This is a genomic window from Bradyrhizobium tropiciagri (assembly GCF_018130505.1).
Classification (GTDB): domain Bacteria; phylum Pseudomonadota; class Alphaproteobacteria; order Rhizobiales; family Xanthobacteraceae; genus Bradyrhizobium; species Bradyrhizobium tropiciagri_B.
Genome location: NZ_JAFCKH010000005.1, coordinates 262,452 through 285,995 on the forward strand (window position 1 = coordinate 262,452; position 23,544 = coordinate 285,995).

The window sequence follows — 23,544 nt, forward strand, 5'->3', positions numbered from 1 at the left end:
CTTGTCAGAAATCGGGTGGTTCCGGCGCGCCATGGCTCCTAAATCAGACACCATGATGACCCTCGCCATACATGATCAGCGCCTGGCCAAGCCGGGCCCCCAGAACGCCGCGTTGCGCGACTACGACTCGGTGCGGCGCGCGATCGCTTTCATCTCCGAGCACTGGCGCACGCAGCCGACCATCGAGGCGATGGCCGATGCGGCCGCCGTCACGCCGGATGAATTGCACCATCTGTTCCGCCGCTGGGCCGGGCTGACGCCGAAGGCCTTCATGCAGGCGCTGACGCTGGACCACGCCAAGAACCTGCTGCGCGATTCCGCCAGCGTGCTCGACGCGGCGCTCGACTCCGGCCTGTCGGGCCCGGGCCGGCTGCATGACCTGTTCGTCACCCATGAGGCGATGTCGCCGGGCGAATGGAAGAACGGCGGCGCCGGCATGACGCTGCGCTACGGCTTCCATGCCTCGCCGTTCGGCACCGCGATCGTGATCGCGAGCGGCCGCGGACTCGCCGGCCTCGCCTTCGCCGATCACGGCGACGAGCAGGCCGCGTTCGCCGACATGAAGCGGCGCTGGCCGAACGCGACCTATGTCGAGGACACCAACGGCACCGTGGGACTGGCGCAGCGCATCTTCGACACCAGGCTGTGGCGCGCCGACCAGCCGCTGCGCGTCGTGCTGATCGGCACCGACTTCGAGGTGCGGGTGTGGGAGACCCTGCTCAAGATTCCGATGGGCCGCGCGGTCAGCTATTCCGACATCGCCTGCAAGATCGATAATCCAAAGGCCTCGCGCGCCGTCGGCGCCGCGGTCGGCCGCAACCCGGTGTCATTCGTGGTGCCCTGCCATCGCGCCCTCGGCAAGAGCGGCGCGCTGACCGGCTACCACTGGGGCGTCACCCGCAAGCAGGCGATGCTGGGCTGGGAAGCCGGGCAGGTCGGGCTGCATTAGACTGGATCAAGTAACGCAAACGCGTCACCAAACATTCGGTGTCGTCCCGGCTTTCGCCGGGACGACACGTGGAGAGAACTACCCGGCCAGATCCACCTTCGACGCCACCGTCGAATCGGCATTGAGCCGGTAGACCACCGGCACGCCGGTGCCGAGTTCGCGCTTGAGGATCTGCTCGGGCGTCAGCTTCTCCAGCACCATGATCAGCGCGCGCAGCGAATTGCCGTGGGCGGCGATCAGCGTGCGCTGGCCGCGCAGCACGCCGGGCAGGATCTCCTGCACGTAATAGGGCAGCGTGCGCGCCAGCGTGTCCTTCAGGCTTTCGCCGCCGGGCGGCGGCACGTCGTAGGAACGGCGCCAGATCAGCACCTGGTCCTCGCCCCATTTCTTGCGGGCGTCATCCTTGTTGAGGCCGGAGAGATCGCCGTAGTCGCGTTCGTTGAGCGCAAGGTTCTTCGTGGTCGGCAGTCCGGTCTGGCCAATCTCGGCCAGCATCAGCTTCAGCGTGTGCTGGGCGCGCGTGAGGTCGGAGGTGAAGGCGACGTCAAACGACAAGTCTCGCGCCTTCAGCTTGCGGCCGGCATCCTTCGCCTCGGCAATGCCCTGCTCGGTGAGATCGGGGTCTTTCCACCCGGTGAACAGGTTCTTCAGATTCCATTCGCTCTGACCGTGACGAACGAGCACAAGAAGACGATCACTCATTTCAGGATTCCGTTTCGCTTAGGCTGGATTTGATCTGGTCGCGCGCTTGCTTTTCGTTCAAGCATGATTGTCTCGGAAAACCGCTTCGCACATTTCCGGATCATGCTCAGTCGCCGAGCCCCAGCACGTCGGCCATCGAGTACATGCCGGGCTTCTGGCCGTGCGCCCACAGCGCCGCCTTCAGCGCGCCCTGCGCGAACAGCGTGCGGTCCTCGGCATGATGCGACAACGTCAGACGCTCATACGGGCCGGCAAAGATCACGCTGTGATCGCCCGCCGCAGTGCCGCCGCGCAGCGAGGCAAAACCGATATCGCCGGGACGCCGCGCGCCGGTGAGACCGTCGCGGCCGCGCGCCGAATGCTGCGCCAGTGCGATCTTGCGGCCGGACGCGGCGGCTTCGCCGAGCATCAGCGCGGTGCCCGACGGCGCGTCGATCTTGGACTTGTGGTGCATCTCGAGGATCTCGATGTCGAAGCTCTGGTCGAGCGACTGTGCGACGCGCTTGACCAGCGCGGCGAGCAGGTTGACGCCGAGGCTCATATTGCCCGACTTCACCACGATGGCGCGGTTGGTGACGCTGCGGATCACCGCATCGTCCGACGGCGACATGCCGGTGGTGCCGATGACGTGGACGAGGCCGCGCTCAGCCGCGATCGCGACATTGGCGATGGTGGCGGCCGGCACGGTGAAATCCAGGATGCCGTCGGCATTGGCTGTCATCGACCACAGGTCGGCCGACAGCGCGACGCCGTTGGCCGGCAGGCCCGCGAGCACGCCGGCGTCCTTGCCGAGCAGCTCGGAACCGGGCGCCTCCAGCGCGCCGACCAGCTCCGCTCCCGCCGTTTCAGAAATCACCCGCGTCAGCGTGCGGCCCATCCGGCCGCCGGCTCCCGCAACAATCAGACGCATGTCAGCCATGGCTCACCTCTCCATGCGGTATAGCGAGCCATGGCTGTTCCGGCAACCAAACGGAGCCTGCCGCAGCGCTCAGGGCTGCGGGCCGTCATAGCCCTCGATGACGATCAGATCGGCGATCGAATGGGGTTGCCGCACCTTGATGTTGTCCTGGTATTCCGGCGAGTTGTAGCAGGCCATCGCCGCCGCATAGTCGGGGAATTCGATCACGACATTGCGCGCGCGGCTCTGGCCCTCGACGCCGGTGAACTGGCCGCCACGCACCACGTAGCGCCCGCCGAACTTCTTGAAGATCGCAAGATTGGCCGCCGCGTAGGGCTTGTAGCCCTCGTCATTGTGCACGTCGACGCGCCCGATCCAGTATCCCTTCGCCATCTCTGTTCTCCCTTGTTGTTGTTCATAGAGGCTTTTGTTTCGAGCATGACCTTTTCGGGAAGCCGCTTCGCAGTTTTCCGGATCATGCTCCGAGTGCTTGAGAAATCTCGGCGTGAATGGCTTCAGCCGCAGCCTTCGGATCGGCTGCCTCCACGACGGGACGTCCGACCACCAGATAATCGGCGCCGGCGGCGATTGCGCGCGCCGGCGTCATGATGCGCTTCTGGTCGCCGGTGGCGGATCCCGCGGGGCGGATACCCGGCGTCACCAGATGGATCTGATCGCCGACGATCCTGCGCAGCGCCGCGGCCTCCTCGGGTGAGCTGACGATGCCGTCGATGCCGAGCGCCTGCGCCTGCCGGGCGCGCGCTTCGACGAGATCGGAGACGTTGAGGCGATAGCCCGCCGCGTGAAGGTCGCTGTCGTCGTACGACGTCAGCACGGTGACCGCGAGGATCTTGAGCGAGGTGCCGGCGCGCGCCTCGACCGCGGCCTTCATGGTCTGCGGATAGGCATGCACGGTGAGGAAGGTTGCGCCGAGCGCCGCGACGCTCTCGACGCCGCGCGCGACCGTGTTGCCGATGTCGTGCATCTTGAGATCGAGGAAGATCTTCTTGCCGCGGCTTGCCAGTTGCTTCGCCAGCGGCAGGCCGCCGGCATAACCGAGCTGATAGCCGATCTTGTAGAAGCTCACGCTGTCGCCGAGCGTCTCGATCATCGCCTCGGCGGCCGCCACGGAGGGCAGATCGAGCGCCACAATCAACCGGTCTCTCGGAGCGATCTTCGCAGGCTGCATGTCACCTCACATCATGCGTTGGGAATGGTCGATCAGCTGTCCCACCAGTGCGCGCATCGCATCGATGTCGGCCTGATGCTTCAGACGATCCATGTCGTCATAGGCCTGCTCGGCAAAGGACAGCGCGAGCTGGTTCGGGATCACGGTGGCGCGGCACGCCGACAGGATCAGCCGCAAGGCGGCCAGCGCGCGGGTGCCGCCGAGCCGGTTGCCCGAGGCCGCCGCGATCGCGAACACGCGGTCGTGGAACACCTGGCCGCGAACCTCGTGCGTATCCTGCACGCGGCTGATCCAGTCGATGGTGTTCTTCACCAGCGCCGGCACCGAGGAATTGTATTCCGGCGTCACGATCAACACGCCGTGGTGCGCGCCGATCATCCGCTTGAGATTGACGGCATGCTGCGGCACGCCGGATCTGGCCTGCAGATCGCCGTCATAGATCGGCAGCGGAAAATCGCCGAGCGAGATGCGGGTGACGTCGGCGCCGAGCTTGGCCAGTTCCTGCGCCAGCACGACCGCCAGCTTCGCATTGAGCGAGCCGGATCGAAGCGATCCCGGGATGACGAGGATTTTCAGCGCTGACATTCAGGACATCGCGGTTGGGACCGGCCCAGCGCGATGGCGCAAGGCGCGTTTCAGCCCTTGCGATACACCCAGACCCGGGCCGGCGGAAGGTTCATCCAGATCCGCTCCGAGGCCTCTGTGGACACGCCGGGCAGCGACTTCGGAATCGGCGGCACCACCGAATAGGTGAACTGGACGAAGGGCGCGCCGGGGGCGAGCGCCAGGAAGGAATCGCGGACCAGCCGCAGGCGGGTCAGCATCGGCTTGGTGACCAGCGGCAGGCCGGAGACCACGGCCGAGGCCGGAGACTTCAGGACCTCCCACAGCGTATCGCGAAGCCGGTAGGCGTCACCCTGGACCACCCTGGCATGCGGGTAGCGCTCGCGCAGCAGCGCGCAGAAGCCGGGATTGTATTCCACCAGGACGAGCCGCTTCTGATCGACGCCGTGCTCGATCAGGGCGTTGGTGATCGCCCCGGTCCCGGGTCCAAGTTCGATGACCGGCCCTTCCGCGTTCGCGTCGACATATTGCGCCATGGTGCGCGCGAGCAGCCGTCCGGACGGCATTACCGCGCCCATATGCAGCGGCTTTTCAATCCATGAACGGAGAAAGCGAACCTCATCGTCGAGACGGAGAGGCTTCTTCGACGCACGCACGGACGATTGCAAGGGCATGTCGCTACCAGGCGGGACCGCACAACCGAGCGGTTGTCAGAAAACAGTCACAAAGACGTATAGATCGAAACCGCCATGGTCAAGCATGACGACAACTACTGGGGAGTGCGGTTGCCGAAGAAGTCCTTGACCTTAGAGAAGAAACCCGCGGCCTCCGGCTGGGTTGCGCCGGACGACAGCTTTTCGAACTCACGCAGCAATTCCTGTTGTTTCTTGGTCAGATTCTGCGGCGTTTCGACCATGACCTGGACATACATGTCACCGGTCTGGCGCGAGCGGAGCACCGGCATACCCTTTGATGCGATGCGGAATCGCCGGCCGGACTGGGTGCCGGACGGCACTTTCACCTTGGTGTGGCCCTTGTCGATGGTCGGCACTTCGAATTCGCCGCCGAGCGCAGCGGTCACCATCGAGATCGGCACGCGGCAATGCAGGTCGGCGCCATCGCGCTGGAACAGCTGGTGCGTGGTCAGCGACAGGAAGATGTAGAGGTCGCCGGGCGGACCGCCGCGGACACCGGCCTCGCCTTCGCCGGCAAGACGAATCCGGGTGCCGTCCTCGACACCGGGCGGAATGTTGACCGACAGCGTGCGATCGCGCGTCACCCGGCCGGAGCCGGCGCAGGAGGTGCAGGCGTCCTCGATCATCTGGCCGCGGCCCTGACAGCCATGGCAGGTGCGCTCCAGCGTGAAGAAGCCTTGGGCCTGGCGGATGCGGCCGGCGCCGCCGCACAGCGAGCAGGTCTTCGGCTTGGTGCCGGCCTTGGCGCCGGTGCCTGAGCAGGATTCGCAGGTGACGGAGACCGGAATCTCGATCTGCGCGGTCTTGCCCAGGAACGCGTCCTCGAGCGTGATTTCCATGTTGTAGCGCAAATCGGCGCCGCGCTCGCGGCCGCCGCTGCGGCGCTGCCCGGCCATGCCGAACAGGTCCTCGAAAATGTCGGAGAAGGACGAGGCGAAGCCGGCGCCGAAACCGGGACCACCGCCGCCCATGCCCTGCTCGAAAGCGGCGTGGCCGAAGCGGTCATAGGCGGCGCGCTTGTCGCCGTCCTTCAGCACCTCATAGGCTTCGTTGATTTCCTTGAAGCGGACCTCGCTGCTGGCGTCGCCCGGATTCTTGTCCGGATGCCACTTCATCGCGAGCTTGCGGAAGGCCGCCTTCAGCTTGGTCTCGTCCGCGTTTCGCTCGACTTCGAGGGTCTCGTAGTAGCAGCGCTTGGTGGACATCCGTCAATTCCGTCCGAAGTTCGTGGCGATCGCGGAGGATGGCGCCTGTCTAAAAGATGTAGCGATCGCTTTAACGAAAAATGACCCCCACTCCATCGAGACGCTTGGCGTGCTCTTTGGTGTGAGGGCCATGTTCCAATCCGCGTTTAAGCAGACTTCTTGTTGTTCTTGTCGTCGTCGACCTCGGTGAACTCCGCGTCGACGACGTCATCCTTTGCAGCGTCCTTGGCCGCATCGGCCTCGGCCTGCTGCTTGTACATGGCCTCGCCGAGCTTCATCGAGGCCTGCGCCAGCGTGTTGGTCTTGGCCTTGATCGCCTCGGCGTCGTCGCCCTTCAGCGCTTCCTTGAGGTCGCTGACGGCGTCCTCGATGGCACGACGCTCGGTGTCGGCGATCTTCGAACCGTGTTCGGCCAGCGCCTTCTCGGTCGAATGAACCAGGCCGTCGGCATGGTTCTTGGCGTCCACCGCCTCGCGGCGCTTCTTGTCCTCGGCCGCATTGGCCTCGGCGTCCTTGACCATCTTCTCGATGTCGGCTTCGGACAGACCGCCGGATGCCTGGATCCGGATCTGCTGTTCCTTGCCGGTCGCCTTGTCCTTGGCCGAGACGTTGACGATGCCGTTGGCGTCGATGTCGAAGGTAACCTCGATCTGCGGCATGCCGCGCGGAGCCGGCGGAATGCCCATCAGGTCGAACTGGCCGAGCATCTTGTTGTCGGCCGCCATTTCACGCTCGCCCTGGAAGACGCGGATGGTGACGGCGCCCTGATTGTCTTCGGCCGTCGAGAACACCTGGCTCTTCTTGGTCGGGATCGTGGTGTTGCGGTCGATGATGCGGGTGAACACGCCGCCCAGCGTCTCGATGCCCAGCGAAAGCGGGGTCACGTCGAGCAGCAGCACGTCCTTGACGTCGCCCTGCAGCACGCCGGCCTGGATCGCCGCACCGATCGCGACAACCTCATCCGGGTTGACGCCCTTGTGCGGCTCCTTGCCGAAGAACTGCTTCACGACTTCCTGGATCTTCGGCATGCGGGTCATGCCGCCGACCAGCACCACTTCGCCGATCTCGCCGGCGGTAAGGCCGGCATCCTTCAGCGCCTTGCGGCACGGCTCGATGGTCTTCTCGACGAGGTCGGCCACCAGCGCCTCGAACTTGGCGCGGGTCAGCTTCATCGTCAGATGCTTCGGACCGGTCTGGTCGGCCGTGATGAACGGCAGGTTGATCTCGGTCTGCGTGGTCGACGACAGCTCGATCTTGGCCTTCTCCGCGGCTTCCTTCAGGCGCTGCAGCGCCAGCTTGTCGTTGCGCAGGTTGATGCCCTGCTCCTTCTGGAACTCGTCGGCGAGATAGCCGACCAGCCGCATGTCGAAGTCTTCACCGCCGAGGAAGGTGTCGCCGTTGGTCGACTTCACCTCGAACACGCCATCGCCGATCTCGAGGATCGAGATGTCGAAGGTGCCGCCGCCGAGGTCGTACACCGCGATCGTGCCGGTCTTGGTCTTGTCGAGACCGTAGGCGAGCGCAGCCGCAGTCGGCTCGTTGATGATGCGCAGCACTTCGAGACCGGCGATCTTGCCGGCGTCCTTGGTGGCCTGACGCTGCGCGTCGTTGAAATAAGCGGGAACGGTGATGACGGCCTGATCGACCTTCTGGCCGAGATGCGCCTCAGCGGTCTCCTTCATCTTCTGCAGGATGAAGGCCGAGACCTGCGAGGGCGAGTAGGTCTTGCCATCGGCTTCGACCCAGGCGTCGCCGTTCGATGCCTTGACGATCTTGTAGGGAACGAGCTTCTTGTCCTTCTCGACCATCGGGTCGTCGTAGCGGCGGCCGATCAGGCGCTTCACCGCAAAGAACGTACGCTCGGGATTGGTCACCGCCTGGCGCTTCGCCGGCTGGCCGACGAGGCGCTCGCCATCGTCGGTGAAGGCAACGATCGACGGCGTCGTCCGCATGCCCTCGGCATTCTCGATCACCCTGGCGTTCTTGCCATCCATAACGGCGACGCACGAATTCGTGGTGCCGAGGTCGATCCCAATGACCTTACCCATGGTTTTCATATCCTCTTTGCTACGGCAGGTTGGTTGGGCCCTGACGGCGCTCCGTACCGAACCCCCAGACGTTCACATACTCGCGATATTGCGACGGTGAGCCTGATATAGGAGAGAGGGTCGTGCCCGCAAGGACTGGACGTTACGTTGAGGCCTGAAAAGACTGACGTTTGAAAGATTGTGTCAGTCCCGGCCCGGCGCCAGTTCAACCTCTAAACATGTTAACAAATGGCAATGACGGAGCGCCGGATCAACCCGGTCTTGCGCCACGAAATCGGGCCGCGCTGTTGAGTGAACACTCACAATCCAACCGCGCGCCCGCGATGTGCCAGAGCCGCCGGGCGCGCTGTTTGGCCGCTGGCTATCGCCGCGCTCCCGGCTTCGCTCTCCCCCGGAAATCCCGGGAAACATCCGGAAAGGGCGGCGCCACCTGCTCTTAACGCCGGGGAATCCGGGCGGCCGGCAGGAACGGTGGCCCGGTCGACCCTGTTGCCGGGCCATCAAAACCGCTAAAAGCGGGCCGACTGATGAGGCCCGCCCAGCCCCCCGCACCGGCCCCGTCTAGCAGGGCCTCCAAGCAAACCCGGTAGATTCCTCCATGACGCCAATTCGAGTTCTCGCTGCGGTTGCCTTGCTGATTGCTGCGACCTGTTCTGCCCTAGCGGCCGACGCGGTGTTTCCGCCGGGCGCGCATGTCGGCATGAAGCCGCTGGTCGGGCTGGTCCGCGCCAAGAACTTCATCGGCTTCGAGACCGAGGACCAGGGCGTGAAGGTCTTGATCGCCGATCTGCCGGCGGACGCCTACAACGAGGTCGTAAACGCCTTCAAGGCCAACCCCGGCGGCACCGGCGGCATCAAGCCGGAGAGCCTCGAGACGGCGGCCGGCCTTGCCTATTACACCGTGGAGAGCGCGCGCGACGGCACCACCAATGTGCGGCGCTACTCCATGATCCTGCCGGGCCCGACCTTCTCCGCCTATGTCGCGGTGCAAGTCCCCGAGAACGCCTCCAGGATCTACACCGACGACGCCATCCGGCAGATGTTCGCCACCGCCGTGATCCGCAACGAAGTCCCGGTCGACGAGCAGCTCGGTATGATGCCGTTCAAGGTCACGCAGCTCAGCGACTTCAGGAATGTCCGCATGCTGGCGCCGGGCGCGGCGCTGCTGATGGCGGACGGCGACGAGAAGGCCGGGCTTGAGACCAAGCCGTTCATGCTGCTCGGCATCATCGCCTCGGCGCCGGCCACCCCCGACGATCGCGGCCGCTTCGCCCAGCAGATCGCCACCACGATCCCCGGCGTGCGCGACGGGCGCATCACGATGTCCGAGCCGATTCGGATCGACGGCCAGCCCGGCTTCGAGACGCGGATCGACGCCACCAGCGGCAAGGACAATACGCCGGTGACCATCGTGCAGTGGCTGCGGTTCGGCGCGCAAACCTCGATGCGCATCATCGGCAGCTCGCCGCGCACCGAGTGGGAGAAGGCCTTCCCGCGCTTCCGCGCTGTGCGCGACGGCATCCAGCCGCGCGGCTGACCGGCGGCCGAAAAATCGGGCTTTCGCGCTCTCTCGAACGGAACTAGCCTCCTCGCGCGGTTTCACGCGAACAGCGAGGAGGGGCGCGATGTTGGATCGACGACAGATCGTTGCGGGTCTTGGTGCGGCGGCGCTGGCGGGCCTGCTTCCGGACGAGCTTTTGGCGGCCGCGATCAAGCCCGACGATGCCTCGGCGCTGTTGGTGATCGATGTCCAGAACTGCTTCCTGCCCGGCGGCAGCCTCGCCGTGAAGGACGGCGAGCAGGTGGTGCCGGTCATCAACAAGATCGCCAAGAGTTTTGCCAATGTGGTGATGACGCAGGACTGGCACACGCCCGGCCACGTCTCCTTCGCCTCGGTCCATTCCGGCAAGAAGCCGTTCGAGACGATCGACCTCGCCTATGGCAAGCAGGTGCTGTGGCCCGACCACTGCGTGCAGGGCACTGATGGCGCCTCGCTGTCGAAGGATCTCGCGATCCCGCAGGCCGAGCTGATCATCCGCAAGGGCTTCCACAAGGACGTCGACAGCTATTCCGCCTTCACCGAGGCCGACGGCAAGACCACCACGGGCCTCGCCGCCTATCTCAAGGCGCGCAAGGTCAAGCGCGTGTTCGTGGCGGGGCTCGCGACCGACTTCTGCGTCGCCTGGACCGCGCTCGACGCCCGCAAGGCCGGCTTCGAAACCTATGTGGTTGAAGACGCCTGCCGCGGCATCGACACCCAGGGTTCGCTCGCCAAGGCCTGGACGGACATGGCCAAGGCTGGCGTCAAGCGCATCCAGTCGTCGGATATTGCCTAGCCGACGCGCCGATCCATATGTCCGAATTCGCGGCTCCCTTGGCCTTCGACTTCGTGCAGCGCGCGCCGTCGCCGCGCATGGCGGGGCTGATCGTCGCCATGACGGGCTATCACGAGACGGCCAGCGGCCGGTACGCGCAGCGGCAGACCGCGCCGCTGATCGTCCCGTTGATCATCAGCTTCGGCACACCATTTCTGATCGCGCTCGGGCGCGAGCCGGATGCGTCCGATCGCCAGCTCAGCTTCGCCGCCGGCCTGTTCGCGGGACCGGTCTACGTCGAGTCCGATGGCCGGGCCGCCTGCGTGCAGGTCGATTTCACGCCACTCGGCGCCTACAGCTTCTTCGGCGGCACCGTCACCGAGCTCGCCGGGCGCATGGTCGAGATCGACGACGTGCTCGGCCATGACGGCCACCGGCTGCGCGAGCGGCTCGGCGCCGCGGCGTGTTGGCAGCACCGCTTCGATCTGATCGAGGCATTCATCCTCGGTCGCCTCGGGCGCGCGCCGTCACCGGAGATCGTGTTCGCCTATCGCAAGCTGGCGCGGTCCGCCGGCGCCGCACGGATCACGGCGCTGGCCGGAGAGATCGGCTGGAGCCGCAAGCATCTGGTCGACCGGTTTCGATCCGAACTCGGGCTCGCTCCGAAATCGCTGGCGCGCATGATGCGCTTTCACCGTGCCAGCCGGCTCGCGCAAAGCGGAACGACCCGCGGCTGGGCGGCAATCGCAGCCGAGAGCGGCCACGCCGACCAGGCCCATCTCGCCCGCGAATTCGTCGAGTTCGCCGGGGAACCGCCGACCGCCTGGGCGCGCCGCCTGGCGCTGACCGATGGCCGGCTGGTTCGCGTCGACGCGGACCGGTAACAAACCTTCAAGCCAGTGCCGCGTTGCCTCACGCATAGTGCCGCCATCATCAGGCGAACAGCCAAAGGAGGCCGTGTGACATGACTCAAACTATCGAAGCGCCGCGCATCTATCCGACCCTGCGCTGCAAGGATGCCGAGGCGATGATCGAGTGGTTCAAGAAGGTGTTCGGCTTCACCGAGCGCGTCGTCTACCGCGACGGCGGCGTGATCCACCACGCCGAGCTCGCCTTCGGTTCCTCGTTGCTGATGCTCGGCCAGGTCCGTGACGATGCGTACGGCAAGCTCGTCGGCAACAGCGATGGCCGCCGCACCGATTCCATCTATGTCGCGGTCGACGATCCCGACGCGCTGTACGCACGGGCAAAGGCGGCGGGAGCGACGATCGAGAGGGAACTGTACAATACCGACTACGGCAGCCGCGATTTCGCCTGCCGCGATCCGGAGGGCAATCTCTGGAGCTTCGGCACTTACTGGCCGAAGGTCCATGAGAAGCCGCTATGAGGGAAGCCGCTGCGACCTATGCGATCAGGCCGTGAAGTCGGTCGCCGGGGCGGCCTTGGCGCCGCCCTTGGAAACGCCGACCAGCGCCGGACGCAGGATGCGTTCACCGATCATGTAGCCGGCCTGCACCACCTGCACCACGGTGCCCGACGGCACCGACGCATCGGGCACCTCGAACATCGCCTGCTGGAAGTTCGGATCGAACTTCTCGCCGATCGGATCGAACTTCTTGACGCCGTTCTTCTCCAGCGTGTTGAGCAGCGAGCGCTCGGTCAGTTCGACGCCTTCAAGCAGCGCCTTCAGGCCGGGATCGGCAGCTTCCTTGGTTTCGGCCGGGACCGCGTCCAGCGCGCGCTGCAGATTGTCGGCGATGTCGAGCACGTCGCGGGCGAAGCCGGTGATGCCGTAGGTCTTGGCGTCGGCGACCTCGCGGCGGGTGCGCTGACGGAGGTTTTCCATCTCGGCCAGCGTGCGCAGCATCTTGTCGCGCGTCTCGCCGAGTTCCTTGTTCAGCGCCTCGGCCGAGCCCACCTCGGGATCGTCGGGCATGATGTAGGGCTTGGAGACCACCGGCTCGCCGGTCTGCGCCGAGTTCTCGGTGTTGTCGTTGGCCCGGTTCGGATCGGTCATGGCATGCCTTCTCGAAAACTCGCGTCGGTTCACATCTTGGGGATTGCTGGCCGGGATATCGTGCTTTGGGCGGCGAAAATCAAGCGTTACCTGACATTTCCGGGTCGGGCGGCGCGCGGTTCACATGACGAAATTGCGTCATATGAGAGTTAATTCCGTGCCGGTCAGCCGCCCAATATCCTGCTGACGATGCGGGCGGCGTAATCGACGGTCGGGATCACCCTTGCGTAGTTCAGCCGCGTCGGCCCGATCACGCCGAGGACGCCGACGATCCGGCCCTGGGCATCGCTGTAGGGCGCGACGATGGTCGAGGAACCCGACAGCGAGAACAGCTTGTTCTCCGAGCCGATGAAGATCCGCACACCCTCGCCCTGTTCGGCACGGCCGAGCAGGTCGATCACGCCGCGCTTGGTCTCGAGATCGTCGAACAGCGACTTGATGCGCTCGAGATCGTCGAGCGCGTGCAGGTCCTCCAGCAGATTGGCGTGGCCGCGCACGATCAGCTGCCGGGCCTCGCTCTCGCCGCCGGACCAGCTGGCGATGCCGGCCGATATGACCTTTTGCGTGAGCTGATCGAGCTCGGCGCGGCTTTGCGTCAGCGCCGTCTCGAGCTCGAGCCGCGCTTCCGCCAGTGTCCGGCCGCGGATCCGCGCATTGAGGAAGTTGGTCGCCTCGGTCAGCACCGAGGAGGGAACGCCCGGGGGCAGCGTCAGCACGCGGTTTTCGACCTGGCCGTCTTCGCCGACCAGCACGACCAGCGCCCGCTCCGGCTCCAGCCGCACGAACTCGATGTGCTTCAGCCGCGCGTTCGATTTCGGCGTCAGCACCACCGCGGCAGCCCGCGTCAGGCCCGACAGCCGGGTCAGCGCCTCGCCGAGCGCCGCCTCGACGGTCTGGGCGCGCCCGACCGCGGCGAGCTGGGTCTGGATCGACTGCCGCTCGGCTTCAGTGAGATCGCCGAGCTGCATCAGGGCGTCGACGAAGAAGCGCAGGCCGAGCTCGGTCGGCAGCCGGCCCGCCGAGGTATGCGGCGCGTAGATCAGCCCGAGCTGCTCGAGGTCCGACATCACATTGCGGACCGAGGCCGGCGACAGCGGTAACGCGATCAGGCGCGAGATGTTGCGCGAGCCGACCGGTTCGCCGGTCGCAAGGTAGCTTTCGACGATTTGACGAAAAATGTCGCGCGAGCGCTCGTTGAGCTGGGCCAGCCCCGCATAGGGCGTGATCAGGCTAATCGGATCGTGCTGAGCCAACACTCCTCTCCACTGCAATTGCCCCTAATGTGTCGATCCGGCAGGCCGGTGACAAGCATGCATTCGGTGCCCGGATAGCGGGCCGAAAACCCTTGCCGCTGCCCGTTCCCCCTCCTACAAGCACGGCCAGCCATCTCGCTGATTTTTGGAGGATTCCCATGCGGCCAAGCCGCCGTGCACCCGATGAACTGCGTCCCGTCACACTGGAACGCGGCGTCGTCAAATATGCCGAGGGTTCCTGCATGGTGAGATTCGGCGACACCCATGTGCTGGTGACCGCGACGCTGGAGGAACGGCTGCCGCCGTGGCTGAAGGGCCAAGGCCGCGGCTGGGTCACCGCCGAATACGGCATGCTGCCGCGCGCCACCCTGGAACGCACCCGCCGCGAGGCCTCGGCCGGCAAGCAGGGCGGACGTACCGTCGAGATCCAGCGGCTGATCGGCCGTTCGCTGCGCGCGGCGATCGATCTGGAAGCGCTCGGCGAGCGCCAGATCACCATCGATTGCGACGTGATCCAGGCCGATGGCGGCACCCGCACGGCCTCGATCACCGGCGCCTGGGTCGCGCTCGCCGACTGCATCACCTGGATGAAGACCCGCAACATGCTGAAGACCAACGTATTGCGCGACAATGTGGCGGCGATCTCCTGCGGCATCTACCAGGGCACGCCGGTGCTCGATCTCGATTATGCCGAGGACTCCGAGGCCGACACCGACGCCAATTTCGTGATGACCGGCGACGGCCGCATCATCGAGGTGCAGGGCACCGCCGAGAAGACGCCGTTCACGCAGGACCAATTCCTGGAGCTGATGGCGCTGGCGCGCAAAGGTGTCGCGCGTCTGGTCGACTTGCAAAAGATCGCGGTGGCGTAGACACATTGGACATGCATCGCCGAATCACCGGAAGGCTGATCATCGCCACCCATAATCCCGGCAAGCTCGCCGAGATGCGGGAACTGCTGGCGCCGCACGGCGTGGAGGCGGTGTCGGCCGGCGAGCTCGATCTTCCCGAGCCCGAGGAGACCGGCGAGACCTTTCGCGCCAACGCCGCGATCAAGGCGATCGCGGCCGCCAAGGCCGCGGGATTGCCGGCCTTTGCCGACGATTCCGGCCTCGTGGTCGATGCGCTCGACGGCGCGCCCGGCATCTATTCGGCGCGCTGGGCCGGCGACAGCAAGGACTTCCTGGCGGCGATGACGCGGATCGAGCGCCTGCTGCAGGAGCGCGGCGCCACCACCCCCGACAAGCGCAAGGCGCATTTCGTCTCCGCGCTGTGCGTGGCATGGCCGGACGGTCACCTCGAAGAGGTCGAAGCCAAGGTCGATGGAACCCTGGTGTGGCCGCCGCGCGGCACCGCCGGCTTCGGTTACGATCCAGCCTTCCTGCCCGACGGACACACGCGGACCTTCGGCGAGATGACAAGCATCGAGAAGCACGGCCTGCCGCCGCTCGGGCTCGGCCTGTCGCATCGCGCCCGCGCCTTCGTGAAGCTCGCGGAGATCTGCCTTGAGCCGCGCTGAACGAGAAGCCTTCGGCGTCTACGTGCACTGGCCGTTCTGCCTGTCGAAATGCCCGTATTGCGACTTCAACAGCCATGTGCGGCATGCGCCGATCGACGAGGCGCGGTTCGTGCGCGCCTTCACCCGCGAGATCGAGACCACCGCGGCGCGCGTGCCGGGGCGCGAGGTCTCCTCGATCTTCCTCGGCGGCGGCACGCCCTCGCTGATGCAGCCGCAGACCGTCGGCGCGGTGCTGGATGCGATCGGCAAGTATTGGTCGGTCGCGCCTGACGTCGAGGTCACGCTCGAGGCCAATCCGACCAGCGTCGAGGCGACACGGTTCCGCGGCTATCGCACTGCCGGCGTCAACCGCGTCTCGCTCGGCGTGCAGGCGCTGGACGATGCCTCGCTGAAGGCGCTCGGGCGGCTGCACACGGCGCGCGAGGCGATGGAGGCGGTTGCGATCGCGCGCGGCGCATTCGACCGCTACTCGTTCGACCTGATCTATGCGCGCCCCGACCAGACGCCGCAGATGTGGGCCGCTGAGTTGAAGCAGGCGATCTCGGAAGCAGCCGAGCATCTGTCGCTCTATCAGCTCACGATCGAGGAAGGCACGCCGTTCTTCGGGCTGCACGCCGCCGGCAAGCTGCAGACGCCGGATGAAGCGACCGCGCGCGCACTCTACGACGTGACGCAGGAAGTCTGCGCCCGCGAAGGCTTGCCCGCGTACGAGATCTCCAACCACGCCCGCGCCGGCGCCGAGTGCCGGCACAATCTGGTCTACTGGCGCGGCCAAGAATATGCCGGCATCGGCCCGGGCGCGCATGGCCGGCTCGACATCGACGGCGTCAGGCATGCGACCGCGACCGAGCGGCGGCCAGAGGCGTGGCTGCTGAACGTCGAGGAGCGCGGTCACGGTGTCGTCACCGATGACAACCTCAACAGCGAGGAGCGCGCCGACGAATTCCTGCTGATGGGGCTGCGGCTCGCCGAGGGCATCGATCCCGCCCGCTATGCGAAGCTTGCCGGACGCAAGCTTGATCCGCACCGCATCGCCACGCTGCGCGAGGAAGGCGCGATCACGGTCGACGTCGACGGGAGGCTGCGCGTGACCAAGTCGGGCTTCCCGGTGCTCGACGCCGTGGTGGCGGACCTCGCCGCGTAAATCGATTGGTAAGCCAACCGGCGGTGAGTTCGCTCTCTGCGTACGGTTCTATGGTATCGGTTCTCGTTCGCTTGCGTCCCGCATGCACCGAGTGACGATCATGAACGACCGGCCCGTCATCCCACCGATCCATGATCCCGCGCTTGACCGCCGCGTCAAGGACGCCGGCGCAAGCAAGACCGTCTATGCGCTGGTCACGCCCGAGACCGAAGCGGCCAAGCACGCCATTCTCGGCAACGCGATCAACGGGCCGGACGCCGCGCGCCGCCATCATCTCGAGCAATTCCGCGACGCCTGGACCGGCAAGCAGTTCGCCTCGCATGAGGCGTTCATCGAACGCTGGACCGCGTGGGCCGCACCTGTCATCGCGATCGACACGGTCGGCTATCGATGGCGCTACCCGACTGCCGGCGGCAGCGAAGCGCTGTTTCACGTCATCGCCGCCTACGGCAATCGCGCGCGCAGCGAGACATTCGAACCTGAAGTCCATGTCTTCGCCGGCGAGTATGAAGGCTACAAGGCCTATGCCGAAGCCTGCGGCATCGCCGTGATCGAGCACGCGCGCGCCGACTGGCAGGCGGTTGGCCGCGCGCTGCCTGCGAACGCGCTGTTCTGCCTGAGCCAGCCGTCGGCGATCGACGGTAATGTCTGGCCGCACGCTAACGATTTCCTCGCCCTGCTCGCGGCAGCAAGCGAGCGGCCGCGCATGCTGCTCGACGTCACCTATGTCGGCTCCATCGCCGAGCCCCCGCCCGCGCGCATCGCGGCCAACAGTCCGGCCGTGCTGGCGCTCGCCTTCAGCCTGTCAAAACCGTTCGGCGTCTATTACGACCGCATCGGCGGGCTGTTGTGCCGCAAGGCGATGCCGACGCTGTTCGGCAATCAATGGTTCAAGAACCTGACCTCGCTGCAGCTCGGCACGGCGCTGCTCGAACGCCACGACGTGTTCGATCTGCCGCGGCGCTACAGGCCTATCCAACGCGAGGCCGCGATGCAGATCGGCCGCCGCCTCGGTCTCGCACTGGTGCCGAGCGACGTCAGCGTGCTGGCACTGGCGAAGCAAGATGCGACGACCGATCGTGACCTCGCCGACTTCCTGCGCCGGCCGGCCGGCGACACCGATGCCCCGCTGCGGCTGTGCCTGACGCCGGCGATGGCCGAAATGATCGGGACCGCCGGACCGATCGCGGCAACGGGAGACGCTTGATTGAAGAACCCGGTTATCCTGACCAGCGCGCAGGACGTTCATCGCCACGTGCTCGGCCTCTGGCGCAGCGCCCCGATCCGCGCCTCGCATGCCGATGGCGGCTTCATTCACGACATCGTCGAGCAGTTCGCCGGCCTGCCGCGGCTGTTTTGCGACAGCACCGACGACCGGCTCGAACGCGCGCATTTCTGCTCGTGGTGGGGCGTCACGATGAACCGGACCTATGACAATCCGGCGATCGAGGACCTCTACCGCCTGCACGAGATGTTCCACGCGGCCTTCATGCCGTATTTCCCGGGCATTGGCTTCGACGCCTTCCATCGCAAGATGGAGGACAACGAGCTGAAGGCCAGCGTGTGCTCGGAGATCCGCGTCTATTTCGAGCTGCCGCATCTGCGCGAGATCGCCTTCCCGCATCCGATCTACGCCGACCGTTACCTTGATGATCCCGCGATGCAGACACTGTGGCGCAAGAACAAGCCGGTTGCGATCGAGACGCTGCAGGAAGCCCGGCGCGACGTGATGTTCTCGAAGCCCGAGCACGAGATGGACCTGACCGAGCGCTGGATTCGGCGCTTCGCCCTGCAGAACCGGCAATGGTCGACCTGCTGGTACGATCGCTATCCCGAGATCGAGCGCCACATGTTCGATTTCCAGATTCGCGCGCTGCAAGGCGATCGCTCCGACGCCATCAAGGAACACGCCGAATGGATCGAGGCGCAGGCCCTGCAGGATGGCGACGACCACATCCCGTGGCGTCAGGAAGCCGCGCTGTTCGCCAACATTTACTGGAGCAACCGGCGCCGCTACGAGGCCGAGTTCGCCTCGGCAACGAAGGCTGAATAGCTACGCGCCAAAGCTCTTCGGCGAGCCGGCCACCGCGGTGGCGCCGCCGGTCGCTACCTTCATCACCGCGAGCCCGCGCTCGTTGGTGCCGTCGGCGCGGAAGCGGAACAGGCCGTCGATGCCGGCAAAGCCGGATGGATTGGTCAGCGTCTCCGCCGTGAAGCGTTGCGCGCCTTGCGTGCGCGCCAGCGCCGCCATCAGCGCGACCGCATCATAGGCGAGCGTTGCGGTACGCACCGGCTCGCCGCCGAACTTGGTGCGGTAGCGGCCGGCGAAAGCGCGGAAGCCGGCCGGATCGGGCGCCGCATAGAGGCCGCCCTGCAGAACCGGGCTCGCGAGCACGCGCGGATTGTCCCACAGCCCGGTGCCGAGCAGCTGGATGTTGCGCAAATTGGAGCCGGCGGCGGTCAGCGCATCCGCGGTCGCCACCACCGAATCGCCGTCATCGGCCAACAGCAGCGCGTCGGCCTGGCCGAGCGCCTGCGCCACCGTGCGCGCGGGCGTCGCGCGATCGGCGCCGTATTTCTCGAACGCGACGATGCGGCCGTTCTTGCGGCCGACTGCCTGCTTGAACGCGGCCTCGACCACGTTGCCATAGGCATTGTCAGGCACCAGCGCCGCGAACGAGCGCTTTCCGATGCTCGACGAGTAATCGACGATCCGGTTGATGTCGGATTCCGGCAGGAAGCTCAGCAGATAGACCCCGCGTCCGGCGACGCTGGAATCGGTGGAGAACGCGATCACCGAGGTTCCGCGCGGCCGCGTCAGTTGCGCGGCAGCCGGCACCGAGCCGGCGAACAACGGCCCGAGGATGATTTCCGCGCCTTCGGCCAGCGCCTGCTGGGTTCCCTGCCCGGCACCCTGCGCGCTGCCGCTGTCGTCCTTGATCAGGAGCTGGATGTTCGGGTTCTGGAACTCGGCCAGCGCCATTTCGGCGGCGTTGCGCATCGACTGCGCGGCGAGGCCGGCGTTGCCGGCCGCCGACAGCGGCAGGATCAGCCCGACCTTGACCTGTCCGGTGCCGACCGATTGCGGCTGCTGCTGCGGACCGGCGGGTCCCGCCTCCTTTTCACCGAACGGGCTGGAAAACTGGCTCAGGCTCTGCTGGACGCCGGAGCACGCCGACAGCAGCGGCGCGCCCACGATCAAGCCGAGCGCGGTCCGCCGGGTGGTGCCCGACGTTAGGGGCTTGCGATGATGCGGGCCTTCCATCGTCTCTCTTCTCGTGACCGACCGTGATCGGCCAGGATTCCATTCCGGCCTGATCAGGCGGGTGGATTTGGGCATATTGTCGGCGAATAGTTAACCAAAACAAAAGGATTATGGCCACGCGGCGCCCGTCGCCGGGCTGACATTTCCACTGCCGGCAATCCCGTACCGACCCATTTGCCGGTGTGGCGCTGGCACTGCCGTCCCTCTAGATTGGCATCATGCGCCCAAAAGCTAGCTCCCTGCCATCGGCCGAAGCCACCGCGGATTCTTCCAGCCGAACCTTTTCGATCGGCGGCCAGGTACTGGCGGCGCCAAAGGCGTCACGGGGACTGCATCTGGTGGCGACCCCGATCGGCAATCTCGGCGACATCACGCTGCGCGCGCTGGAGACATTGGCCGGGGTCGATGTGATCGCCTGCGAGGACACCAGGATCACGCGCCGGCTGACCGAGCGTTACGCCATCGCCGCCGAGCTGGTGCCCTATCATGAGCACAACGCTGCGCAGGCCCGGCCGAAGCTGCTGGAGCGGCTGGCGCATGGCGCGTCGATCGCGCTGGTGTCGGACGCCGGCACGCCGCTGATCTCGGATCCCGGCTTCAAGCTGGTGCGCGAGGTCTGTGCCGCCGGCCACCGGGTGATCGCGGTGCCCGGGGCGTCATCGGTGCTGACCGCGCTGTCGGTCGCGGCGCTGCCGACCGACCGGTTCTTCTTCGAAGGGTTTTTGCCGGCCAAGGAGCACGCGCGCCGCGCGCGGCTCGGCGAACTCGCCAGGAACGATGCGACGCTGGTGATGTTCGAATCCGGCAATCGCGTGCAGGAGAGCTTGCGCGATCTCGCCGCGACCATGGGCGGACGCCATGCCGCGATCTGCCGCGAGCTGACCAAGCTGCACGAGGACATCAAGCGCGCGCCGCTCGCCGAGCTGGCCGCCGCCGCCGATTCGCTCGAAACGCGCGGCGAGTTCGTGCTCGTCGTCGGACCGCCGCCGGACGATGCCGGCGTGATGGATCAGGACACGCTGGACGATCTGTTGCGCGCTCAGCTGGCGCGCGGCAGCGTCAAGGACGCCGTGGCGCATGCGGTCGAGCTGTCGGGCCGGCCGCGCCGCGAGGTCTATGCCCGCGCGCTCGAACTCGCCAAAGGCATTGGGGACGGCGATGGCGAAGACTGACAGCGCCTCTCCGGAACGGGTCGCCGCCTTCCGCACCGGCATCTCGGCCGAGAGCCGCGCCGCAGCGCTCTTGATCGCCAAGGGCTATCGCATCCTCGCCAAGCGCTTCCGCACGCCCTATGGCGAGATCGATCTGGTGGCGCGCCGGCGCAATCTGGTCGTCTTCGTCGAGGTCAAGGCGCGCGCCAGCCTCGATGACGCCGCCTATGCGGTGACGCCGCGCCAGCAGCAGCGCATCATCAATGCCGCGCAGGCCTGGCTGATGGCGCATCCCGAACATGCGGAATTTGATCTCAGATTCGATGCCGTGCTGATTGCGCCGAAGAGCCTGCCGCGCCATCTGTTAGCGGCATTCGACGCAAGCCCTTAGTACTTCAGATCTCAAAACGACCTCCAGACCTCGCGGGACACGCCTCATGAAACTGAAAATCGCCGTCCAGATGGACCCGATCGCGCGCATCAACATCCGCGGCGATTCCACCTTTGCGCTGCTGCTCGAGGCGCAGAAGCGCGGCCACGGCATTTCCTATTACACGCCCGACAAGCTGTCGCTGGTCGGCGAGGATCTGGTGGCGCCGGTGCAGCTGCTGACCGTGCGCGACGAGCCCGGAAATCACTTCACCTTGGGCGAGCCGAAGCGCGAGGCGCTCAACGGCTATGACGTCGTGCTGCTACGGCAGGACCCGCCGTTCGACCTCGCCTACATCACCTCGACCCATTTCCTCGAGCGCATCCATCCGAAGACGCTGGTGGTGAACAATCCGGCCAGCGTGCGCAACGCGCCGGAAAAGCTGTTCGTGATGAACTTCCCGCATCTGATGCCGCCGACGCTCATCTCACGCGACCTCGACGAGATCAACGCGTTCCGCGATCAGCACGGCGCCGTCGTCATGAAGCCGCTGCACGGCCATGGCGGCGCCGCGGTGTTCCGCGTGATGCCGCAGGACATGAATTTCGGCTCGCTGTTCGACATGTTCTCGGTCACCTTCAAGGAGCCGTGGGTGATCCAGCGCTTCCTCCCCGAGGTCAAGCACGGCGACAAGCGCATCATCCTGGTCGACGGTGAATTCGCCGGCGCGGTCAACCGCGTGCCGGCCGCGGACGATTTGCGCTCCAACATGGTGCGCGGCGGCGCCGCCGCGGCGACCGAGCTGTCGGAGCGCGAGCGTGAAATCTGCGCCACGGTCGGCCCTGCGCTGCGCGAGCGCGGCCTGTTGTTCGTCGGCATCGACGTGATCGACGGCAACCTCACCGAGATCAACGTGACGTCGCCGACCGGCATCCGCGCGATCCAGCGACTCAACGGCCCCGATGTCGCGGCGAAGGTCTGGGATGTGATCGAGGCGAAGCGCGCCGCGAAATAGCCTCTGGTTGCGGCGCATATAGCGGTTGCATCCTAGATAGATTTCAATCTGCTGCGTTCTTCTTATTCTTCTTGCCAGCTTGCGCGGGCGAGCGCAGCATTCCGTTGCCTGCGTCAGGCCAAGCGGCGGGCTGCCGGAGGCAACACGAAAAATCTCATAAAGAAAGTGGAGGAAGACGTATGACGCTCAATGTCTCACGACGATCCCTGCTCGCACTCGGTGCCGGTCTCGGCGCCAGCACCGTGCTCGGCGGCACCGCCGTGGCCCGCGCTCCAAAGCTCGGCACGCAGACGCCCTACTGGCACCGCTTCATGCTCGGCACCGCCGAGGTCACCGTGGTGTCCGATGGCCCGCTGCCGCTCGGCGATCCCTCCGGGACCTTCACCGGCGTGCCGAAGGAGGAGGTCAAGAAGATGCTGGCCGACAACTTCCTCAACCCGGACAATGTCGTGCTCGAGCAGAACTCGCCGATCGTCAACACCGGCGACAAGCTGATCCTGTTCGACACCGGCATGGGCACCTCGCAGGCGTTCGGCCCGACCACCGGCCGGCAGCAGAAGAGCATGCAGGAAGCCGGCATCAAGCCGGAGGACATCGACGCGGTGGTGCTGTCGCACGCCCATATCGACCACATCGGCGGCATCGTCGATAACAACAACAAGCCGCTGTTCCCCAACGCGCAGTACTACATCGCGCAAAGCGACTTCGAGTTCTGGACCGACGAAGGCAAGATGGGCAGCCCGCTGAAGGACTTCATCGTGCACGCCCGCAAGAACCTGCTGCCGGTGCGCGACCGGCTGGTGTTCTTCAAGGACGGCCAGGAATTCCTGCCCGGCGTGCAGGCGATCGCGGCGCCCGGCCACACCGTCGGCCACACCATCTTCATGGTGAGCTCGGGTGGAAAATCCTTCGCTTTCCTCGGCGACCTCTCGCATCACGCGGTGCTGCTGCTCGAGCGTCCCCGAATGGAATTCTCCTACGACACCGATCCGAAGCAGGCGGCGGCGTCGCGGGTGAAGCTGCTGGAGATGCTGGCGGCCAACAAGACGGCGGTGATGTCCTATCACTTCGCCTGGCCCGGCTACGGCCACGTCGCCAAGGCCGGCGAGGGCTTCCACTATTATCCCGAGCCGATGCAGATGACGCTGTAAGGCGGATCCCTTTCGAGAGCGGCGCAGGTCGCTCTCGAATGTTCCTGTAATGTTCTTGCGCAGAGCGCCCCGTTCCGCTACCTTGGGTGGCGGA

25 protein-coding genes are annotated in these 23,544 nt (G+C 66.0%); 14 read left to right on the forward strand and 11 right to left on the reverse strand.

Going from position 1 to position 23,544, the window contains the following annotated elements; genetic code table 11:
* Positions 1-52: 52 nt before the first annotated feature.
* Entirely contained in the window at positions 53-949 is an 897-nt protein-coding gene (locus JQ633_RS14865) for a methylated-DNA--[protein]-cysteine S-methyltransferase (protein WP_211985781.1), read from the forward strand.
* A gap of 78 nt (positions 950-1,027) precedes the next feature.
* On the opposite strand, the gene JQ633_RS14870 is transcribed toward JQ633_RS14865, so the two are convergent.
* The 8 genes from JQ633_RS14870 to dnaK form a co-directional block, all read right to left on the reverse strand.
* A complete protein-coding gene (locus tag JQ633_RS14870; RefSeq protein ID WP_211985782.1) occupies positions 1,028-1,651 on the reverse strand; it encodes a 2,3-bisphosphoglycerate-dependent phosphoglycerate mutase in 624 nt (207 codons plus the stop codon).
* A 106-nt stretch (positions 1,652-1,757) separates the two neighbouring features.
* Complete coding sequence (gene dapB, locus JQ633_RS14875; RefSeq protein WP_211985783.1) at positions 1,758-2,570, reverse strand: 4-hydroxy-tetrahydrodipicolinate reductase; 813 nt, start codon at positions 2,568-2,570, stop codon at positions 1,758-1,760.
* 69 nt (positions 2,571-2,639) lie between these two features.
* Positions 2,640-2,942 carry a DUF1330 domain-containing protein gene (locus tag JQ633_RS14880; RefSeq protein WP_211985784.1) on the reverse strand — a complete coding sequence of 101 codons (303 nt, stop codon included), beginning with the start codon at positions 2,940-2,942 and terminating at the stop codon, positions 2,640-2,642.
* Positions 2,943-3,024: 82 nt separating this feature from the next.
* Positions 3,025-3,738 carry an orotidine-5'-phosphate decarboxylase gene (gene pyrF, locus JQ633_RS14885; RefSeq protein WP_211985785.1) on the reverse strand — a complete coding sequence of 238 codons (714 nt, stop codon included), beginning with the start codon at positions 3,736-3,738 and terminating at the stop codon, positions 3,025-3,027.
* 6 nt (positions 3,739-3,744) lie between these two features.
* Positions 3,745-4,323 carry an NADPH-dependent FMN reductase gene (locus tag JQ633_RS14890; RefSeq protein ID WP_211985786.1) on the reverse strand — a complete coding sequence of 193 codons (579 nt, stop codon included), beginning with the start codon at positions 4,321-4,323 and terminating at the stop codon, positions 3,745-3,747.
* A gap of 50 nt (positions 4,324-4,373) precedes the next feature.
* The gene (locus tag JQ633_RS14895; protein ID WP_211985787.1) at positions 4,374-4,976 is read right to left on the reverse strand and encodes a class I SAM-dependent methyltransferase; all 603 of its coding nucleotides are present in this window, start codon (positions 4,974-4,976) and stop codon (positions 4,374-4,376) included.
* 95 nt (positions 4,977-5,071) lie between these two features.
* The gene (gene dnaJ, locus JQ633_RS14900) at positions 5,072-6,202 is read right to left on the reverse strand and encodes a molecular chaperone DnaJ (protein ID WP_211985788.1); all 1,131 of its coding nucleotides are present in this window, start codon (positions 6,200-6,202) and stop codon (positions 5,072-5,074) included.
* Between the two features lie 146 nt (positions 6,203-6,348).
* Positions 6,349-8,250 (reverse strand): molecular chaperone DnaK, encoded by a 1,902-nt coding sequence (gene dnaK, locus JQ633_RS14905; protein ID WP_211985789.1) that lies wholly within the window; start codon positions 8,248-8,250, stop codon positions 6,349-6,351.
* A gap of 598 nt (positions 8,251-8,848) precedes the next feature.
* On the opposite strand from dnaK, the gene JQ633_RS14910 reads away from it, so the two are divergent.
* The 4 genes from JQ633_RS14910 (at position 8,849) to JQ633_RS14925 (ending at position 11,952) form a co-directional block, all read left to right on the forward strand.
* Complete coding sequence (locus tag JQ633_RS14910) at positions 8,849-9,787, forward strand: hypothetical protein (RefSeq protein ID WP_211985790.1); 939 nt, start codon at positions 8,849-8,851, stop codon at positions 9,785-9,787.
* 88 nt (positions 9,788-9,875) lie between these two features.
* Positions 9,876-10,586, forward strand: a complete 711-nt coding sequence (gene pncA / locus JQ633_RS14915) for a bifunctional nicotinamidase/pyrazinamidase (RefSeq protein WP_211985791.1) — start codon at positions 9,876-9,878, stop codon at positions 10,584-10,586.
* A 17-nt stretch (positions 10,587-10,603) separates the two neighbouring features.
* Entirely contained in the window at positions 10,604-11,449 is an 846-nt protein-coding gene (locus tag JQ633_RS14920; protein WP_211985792.1) for an AraC family transcriptional regulator, read from the forward strand.
* A gap of 80 nt (positions 11,450-11,529) precedes the next feature.
* Positions 11,530-11,952 (forward strand): VOC family protein, encoded by a 423-nt coding sequence (locus JQ633_RS14925; RefSeq protein WP_211985793.1) that lies wholly within the window; start codon positions 11,530-11,532, stop codon positions 11,950-11,952.
* A 24-nt stretch (positions 11,953-11,976) separates the two neighbouring features.
* Here JQ633_RS14925 and grpE read toward each other — a convergent pair whose 3' ends face one another.
* Together grpE and hrcA are read right to left on the reverse strand one after the other, a co-directional pair.
* Positions 11,977-12,582, reverse strand: a complete 606-nt coding sequence (grpE, locus tag JQ633_RS14930; RefSeq protein WP_211985794.1) for a nucleotide exchange factor GrpE — start codon at positions 12,580-12,582, stop codon at positions 11,977-11,979.
* Between the two features lie 164 nt (positions 12,583-12,746).
* Positions 12,747-13,835 carry a heat-inducible transcriptional repressor HrcA gene (hrcA, locus tag JQ633_RS14935; RefSeq protein WP_211985795.1) on the reverse strand — a complete coding sequence of 363 codons (1,089 nt, stop codon included), beginning with the start codon at positions 13,833-13,835 and terminating at the stop codon, positions 12,747-12,749.
* Positions 13,836-13,993: 158 nt separating this feature from the next.
* On the opposite strand from hrcA, the gene rph reads away from it, so the two are divergent.
* The 5 genes from rph (at position 13,994) to JQ633_RS14960 (ending at position 18,551) form a co-directional block, all read left to right on the forward strand.
* Positions 13,994-14,707 (forward strand): ribonuclease PH, encoded by a 714-nt coding sequence (gene rph, locus JQ633_RS14940; RefSeq protein WP_211985796.1) that lies wholly within the window; start codon positions 13,994-13,996, stop codon positions 14,705-14,707.
* A gap of 11 nt (positions 14,708-14,718) precedes the next feature.
* Positions 14,719-15,354, forward strand: a complete 636-nt coding sequence (gene rdgB, locus JQ633_RS14945) for an RdgB/HAM1 family non-canonical purine NTP pyrophosphatase (RefSeq protein ID WP_211985797.1) — start codon at positions 14,719-14,721, stop codon at positions 15,352-15,354.
* Positions 15,341-16,498, forward strand: a complete 1,158-nt coding sequence (gene hemW, locus JQ633_RS14950; RefSeq protein ID WP_211985798.1) for a radical SAM family heme chaperone HemW — start codon at positions 15,341-15,343, stop codon at positions 16,496-16,498. Before rdgB ends, hemW begins: the two co-directional genes overlap by 14 nt.
* Positions 16,499-16,598: 100 nt before the next feature.
* Positions 16,599-17,705 (forward strand): aminotransferase class I/II-fold pyridoxal phosphate-dependent enzyme, encoded by a 1,107-nt coding sequence (locus JQ633_RS14955; protein WP_211985799.1) that lies wholly within the window; start codon positions 16,599-16,601, stop codon positions 17,703-17,705.
* Positions 17,706-18,551, forward strand: coding sequence for a hypothetical protein (locus JQ633_RS14960; RefSeq protein WP_211985800.1), 846 nt, complete (start codon positions 17,706-17,708; stop codon positions 18,549-18,551).
* Here JQ633_RS14960 and JQ633_RS14965 read toward each other — a convergent pair whose 3' ends face one another.
* The gene (locus JQ633_RS14965; protein WP_211985801.1) at positions 18,552-19,763 is read right to left on the reverse strand and encodes a penicillin-binding protein activator; all 1,212 of its coding nucleotides are present in this window, start codon (positions 19,761-19,763) and stop codon (positions 18,552-18,554) included.
* 218 nt (positions 19,764-19,981) lie between these two features.
* Between JQ633_RS14965 and rsmI the strand changes: the two genes are divergently transcribed.
* From rsmI to JQ633_RS14985, 4 genes are all read left to right on the forward strand, one after another.
* Positions 19,982-20,935 carry a 16S rRNA (cytidine(1402)-2'-O)-methyltransferase gene (gene rsmI / locus JQ633_RS14970; protein ID WP_211985802.1) on the forward strand — a complete coding sequence of 318 codons (954 nt, stop codon included), beginning with the start codon at positions 19,982-19,984 and terminating at the stop codon, positions 20,933-20,935.
* Entirely contained in the window at positions 20,880-21,305 is a 426-nt protein-coding gene (locus tag JQ633_RS14975) for a YraN family protein (RefSeq protein ID WP_433995653.1), read from the forward strand. The genes rsmI and JQ633_RS14975 overlap by 56 nt, the downstream gene beginning before the upstream one ends.
* Positions 21,306-21,351: 46 nt before the next feature.
* Positions 21,352-22,299, forward strand: coding sequence for a glutathione synthase (gene gshB / locus JQ633_RS14980; RefSeq protein ID WP_211985804.1), 948 nt, complete (start codon positions 21,352-21,354; stop codon positions 22,297-22,299).
* Between the two features lie 179 nt (positions 22,300-22,478).
* The gene (locus JQ633_RS14985; protein ID WP_211985805.1) at positions 22,479-23,450 is read left to right on the forward strand and encodes an MBL fold metallo-hydrolase; all 972 of its coding nucleotides are present in this window, start codon (positions 22,479-22,481) and stop codon (positions 23,448-23,450) included.
* Positions 23,451-23,544: the final 94 nt, after the last annotated feature.

What these genes read in the sequence shown, in the direction of transcription:
- JQ633_RS14925 (WP_211985793.1), top strand. Translation starts at nt 11,530, where the DNA reads ATGACTCAAACTATCGAAGCGCCGCGCATCTATCCGACCCTGCGCTGC.
- JQ633_RS14985 (WP_211985805.1), top strand. Translation starts at nt 22,479, where the DNA reads ATGACGCTCAATGTCTCACGACGATCCCTGCTCGCACTCGGTGCCGGT.
- JQ633_RS14890 (WP_211985786.1), bottom strand. Translation starts at nt 4,323, where the DNA reads ATGTCAGCGCTGAAAATCCTCGTCATCCCGGGATCGCTTCGATCCGGC.
- JQ633_RS14910 (WP_211985790.1), top strand. Translation starts at nt 8,849, where the DNA reads ATGACGCCAATTCGAGTTCTCGCTGCGGTTGCCTTGCTGATTGCTGCG.
- rph (WP_211985796.1), top strand. Translation starts at nt 13,994, where the DNA reads ATGCGGCCAAGCCGCCGTGCACCCGATGAACTGCGTCCCGTCACACTG.
- JQ633_RS14870 (WP_211985782.1), bottom strand. Translation starts at nt 1,651, where the DNA reads ATGAGTGATCGTCTTCTTGTGCTCGTTCGTCACGGTCAGAGCGAATGG.
- gshB (WP_211985804.1), top strand. Translation starts at nt 21,352, where the DNA reads ATGAAACTGAAAATCGCCGTCCAGATGGACCCGATCGCGCGCATCAAC.
- grpE (WP_211985794.1), bottom strand. Translation starts at nt 12,582, where the DNA reads ATGACCGATCCGAACCGGGCCAACGACAACACCGAGAACTCGGCGCAG.
- JQ633_RS14895 (WP_211985787.1), bottom strand. Translation starts at nt 4,976, where the DNA reads ATGCCCTTGCAATCGTCCGTGCGTGCGTCGAAGAAGCCTCTCCGTCTC.
- JQ633_RS14865 (WP_211985781.1), top strand. Translation starts at nt 53, where the DNA reads ATGATGACCCTCGCCATACATGATCAGCGCCTGGCCAAGCCGGGCCCC.
- JQ633_RS14920 (WP_211985792.1), top strand. Translation starts at nt 10,604, where the DNA reads ATGTCCGAATTCGCGGCTCCCTTGGCCTTCGACTTCGTGCAGCGCGCG.
- rdgB (WP_211985797.1), top strand. Translation starts at nt 14,719, where the DNA reads ATGCATCGCCGAATCACCGGAAGGCTGATCATCGCCACCCATAATCCC.
- JQ633_RS14975 (WP_433995653.1), top strand. Translation starts at nt 20,880, where the DNA reads ATGCCCGCGCGCTCGAACTCGCCAAAGGCATTGGGGACGGCGATGGCG.
- JQ633_RS14880 (WP_211985784.1), bottom strand. Translation starts at nt 2,942, where the DNA reads ATGGCGAAGGGATACTGGATCGGGCGCGTCGACGTGCACAATGACGAG.
- JQ633_RS14965 (WP_211985801.1), bottom strand. Translation starts at nt 19,763, where the DNA reads ATGGAAGGCCCGCATCATCGCAAGCCCCTAACGTCGGGCACCACCCGG.
- pncA (WP_211985791.1), top strand. Translation starts at nt 9,876, where the DNA reads ATGTTGGATCGACGACAGATCGTTGCGGGTCTTGGTGCGGCGGCGCTG.
- dnaK (WP_211985789.1), bottom strand. Translation starts at nt 8,250, where the DNA reads ATGGGTAAGGTCATTGGGATCGACCTCGGCACCACGAATTCGTGCGTC.
- dapB (WP_211985783.1), bottom strand. Translation starts at nt 2,570, where the DNA reads ATGGCTGACATGCGTCTGATTGTTGCGGGAGCCGGCGGCCGGATGGGC.
- JQ633_RS14955 (WP_211985799.1), top strand. Translation starts at nt 16,599, where the DNA reads ATGAACGACCGGCCCGTCATCCCACCGATCCATGATCCCGCGCTTGAC.
- dnaJ (WP_211985788.1), bottom strand. Translation starts at nt 6,202, where the DNA reads ATGTCCACCAAGCGCTGCTACTACGAGACCCTCGAAGTCGAGCGAAAC.
- pyrF (WP_211985785.1), bottom strand. Translation starts at nt 3,738, where the DNA reads ATGCAGCCTGCGAAGATCGCTCCGAGAGACCGGTTGATTGTGGCGCTC.
- rsmI (WP_211985802.1), top strand. Translation starts at nt 19,982, where the DNA reads ATGCGCCCAAAAGCTAGCTCCCTGCCATCGGCCGAAGCCACCGCGGAT.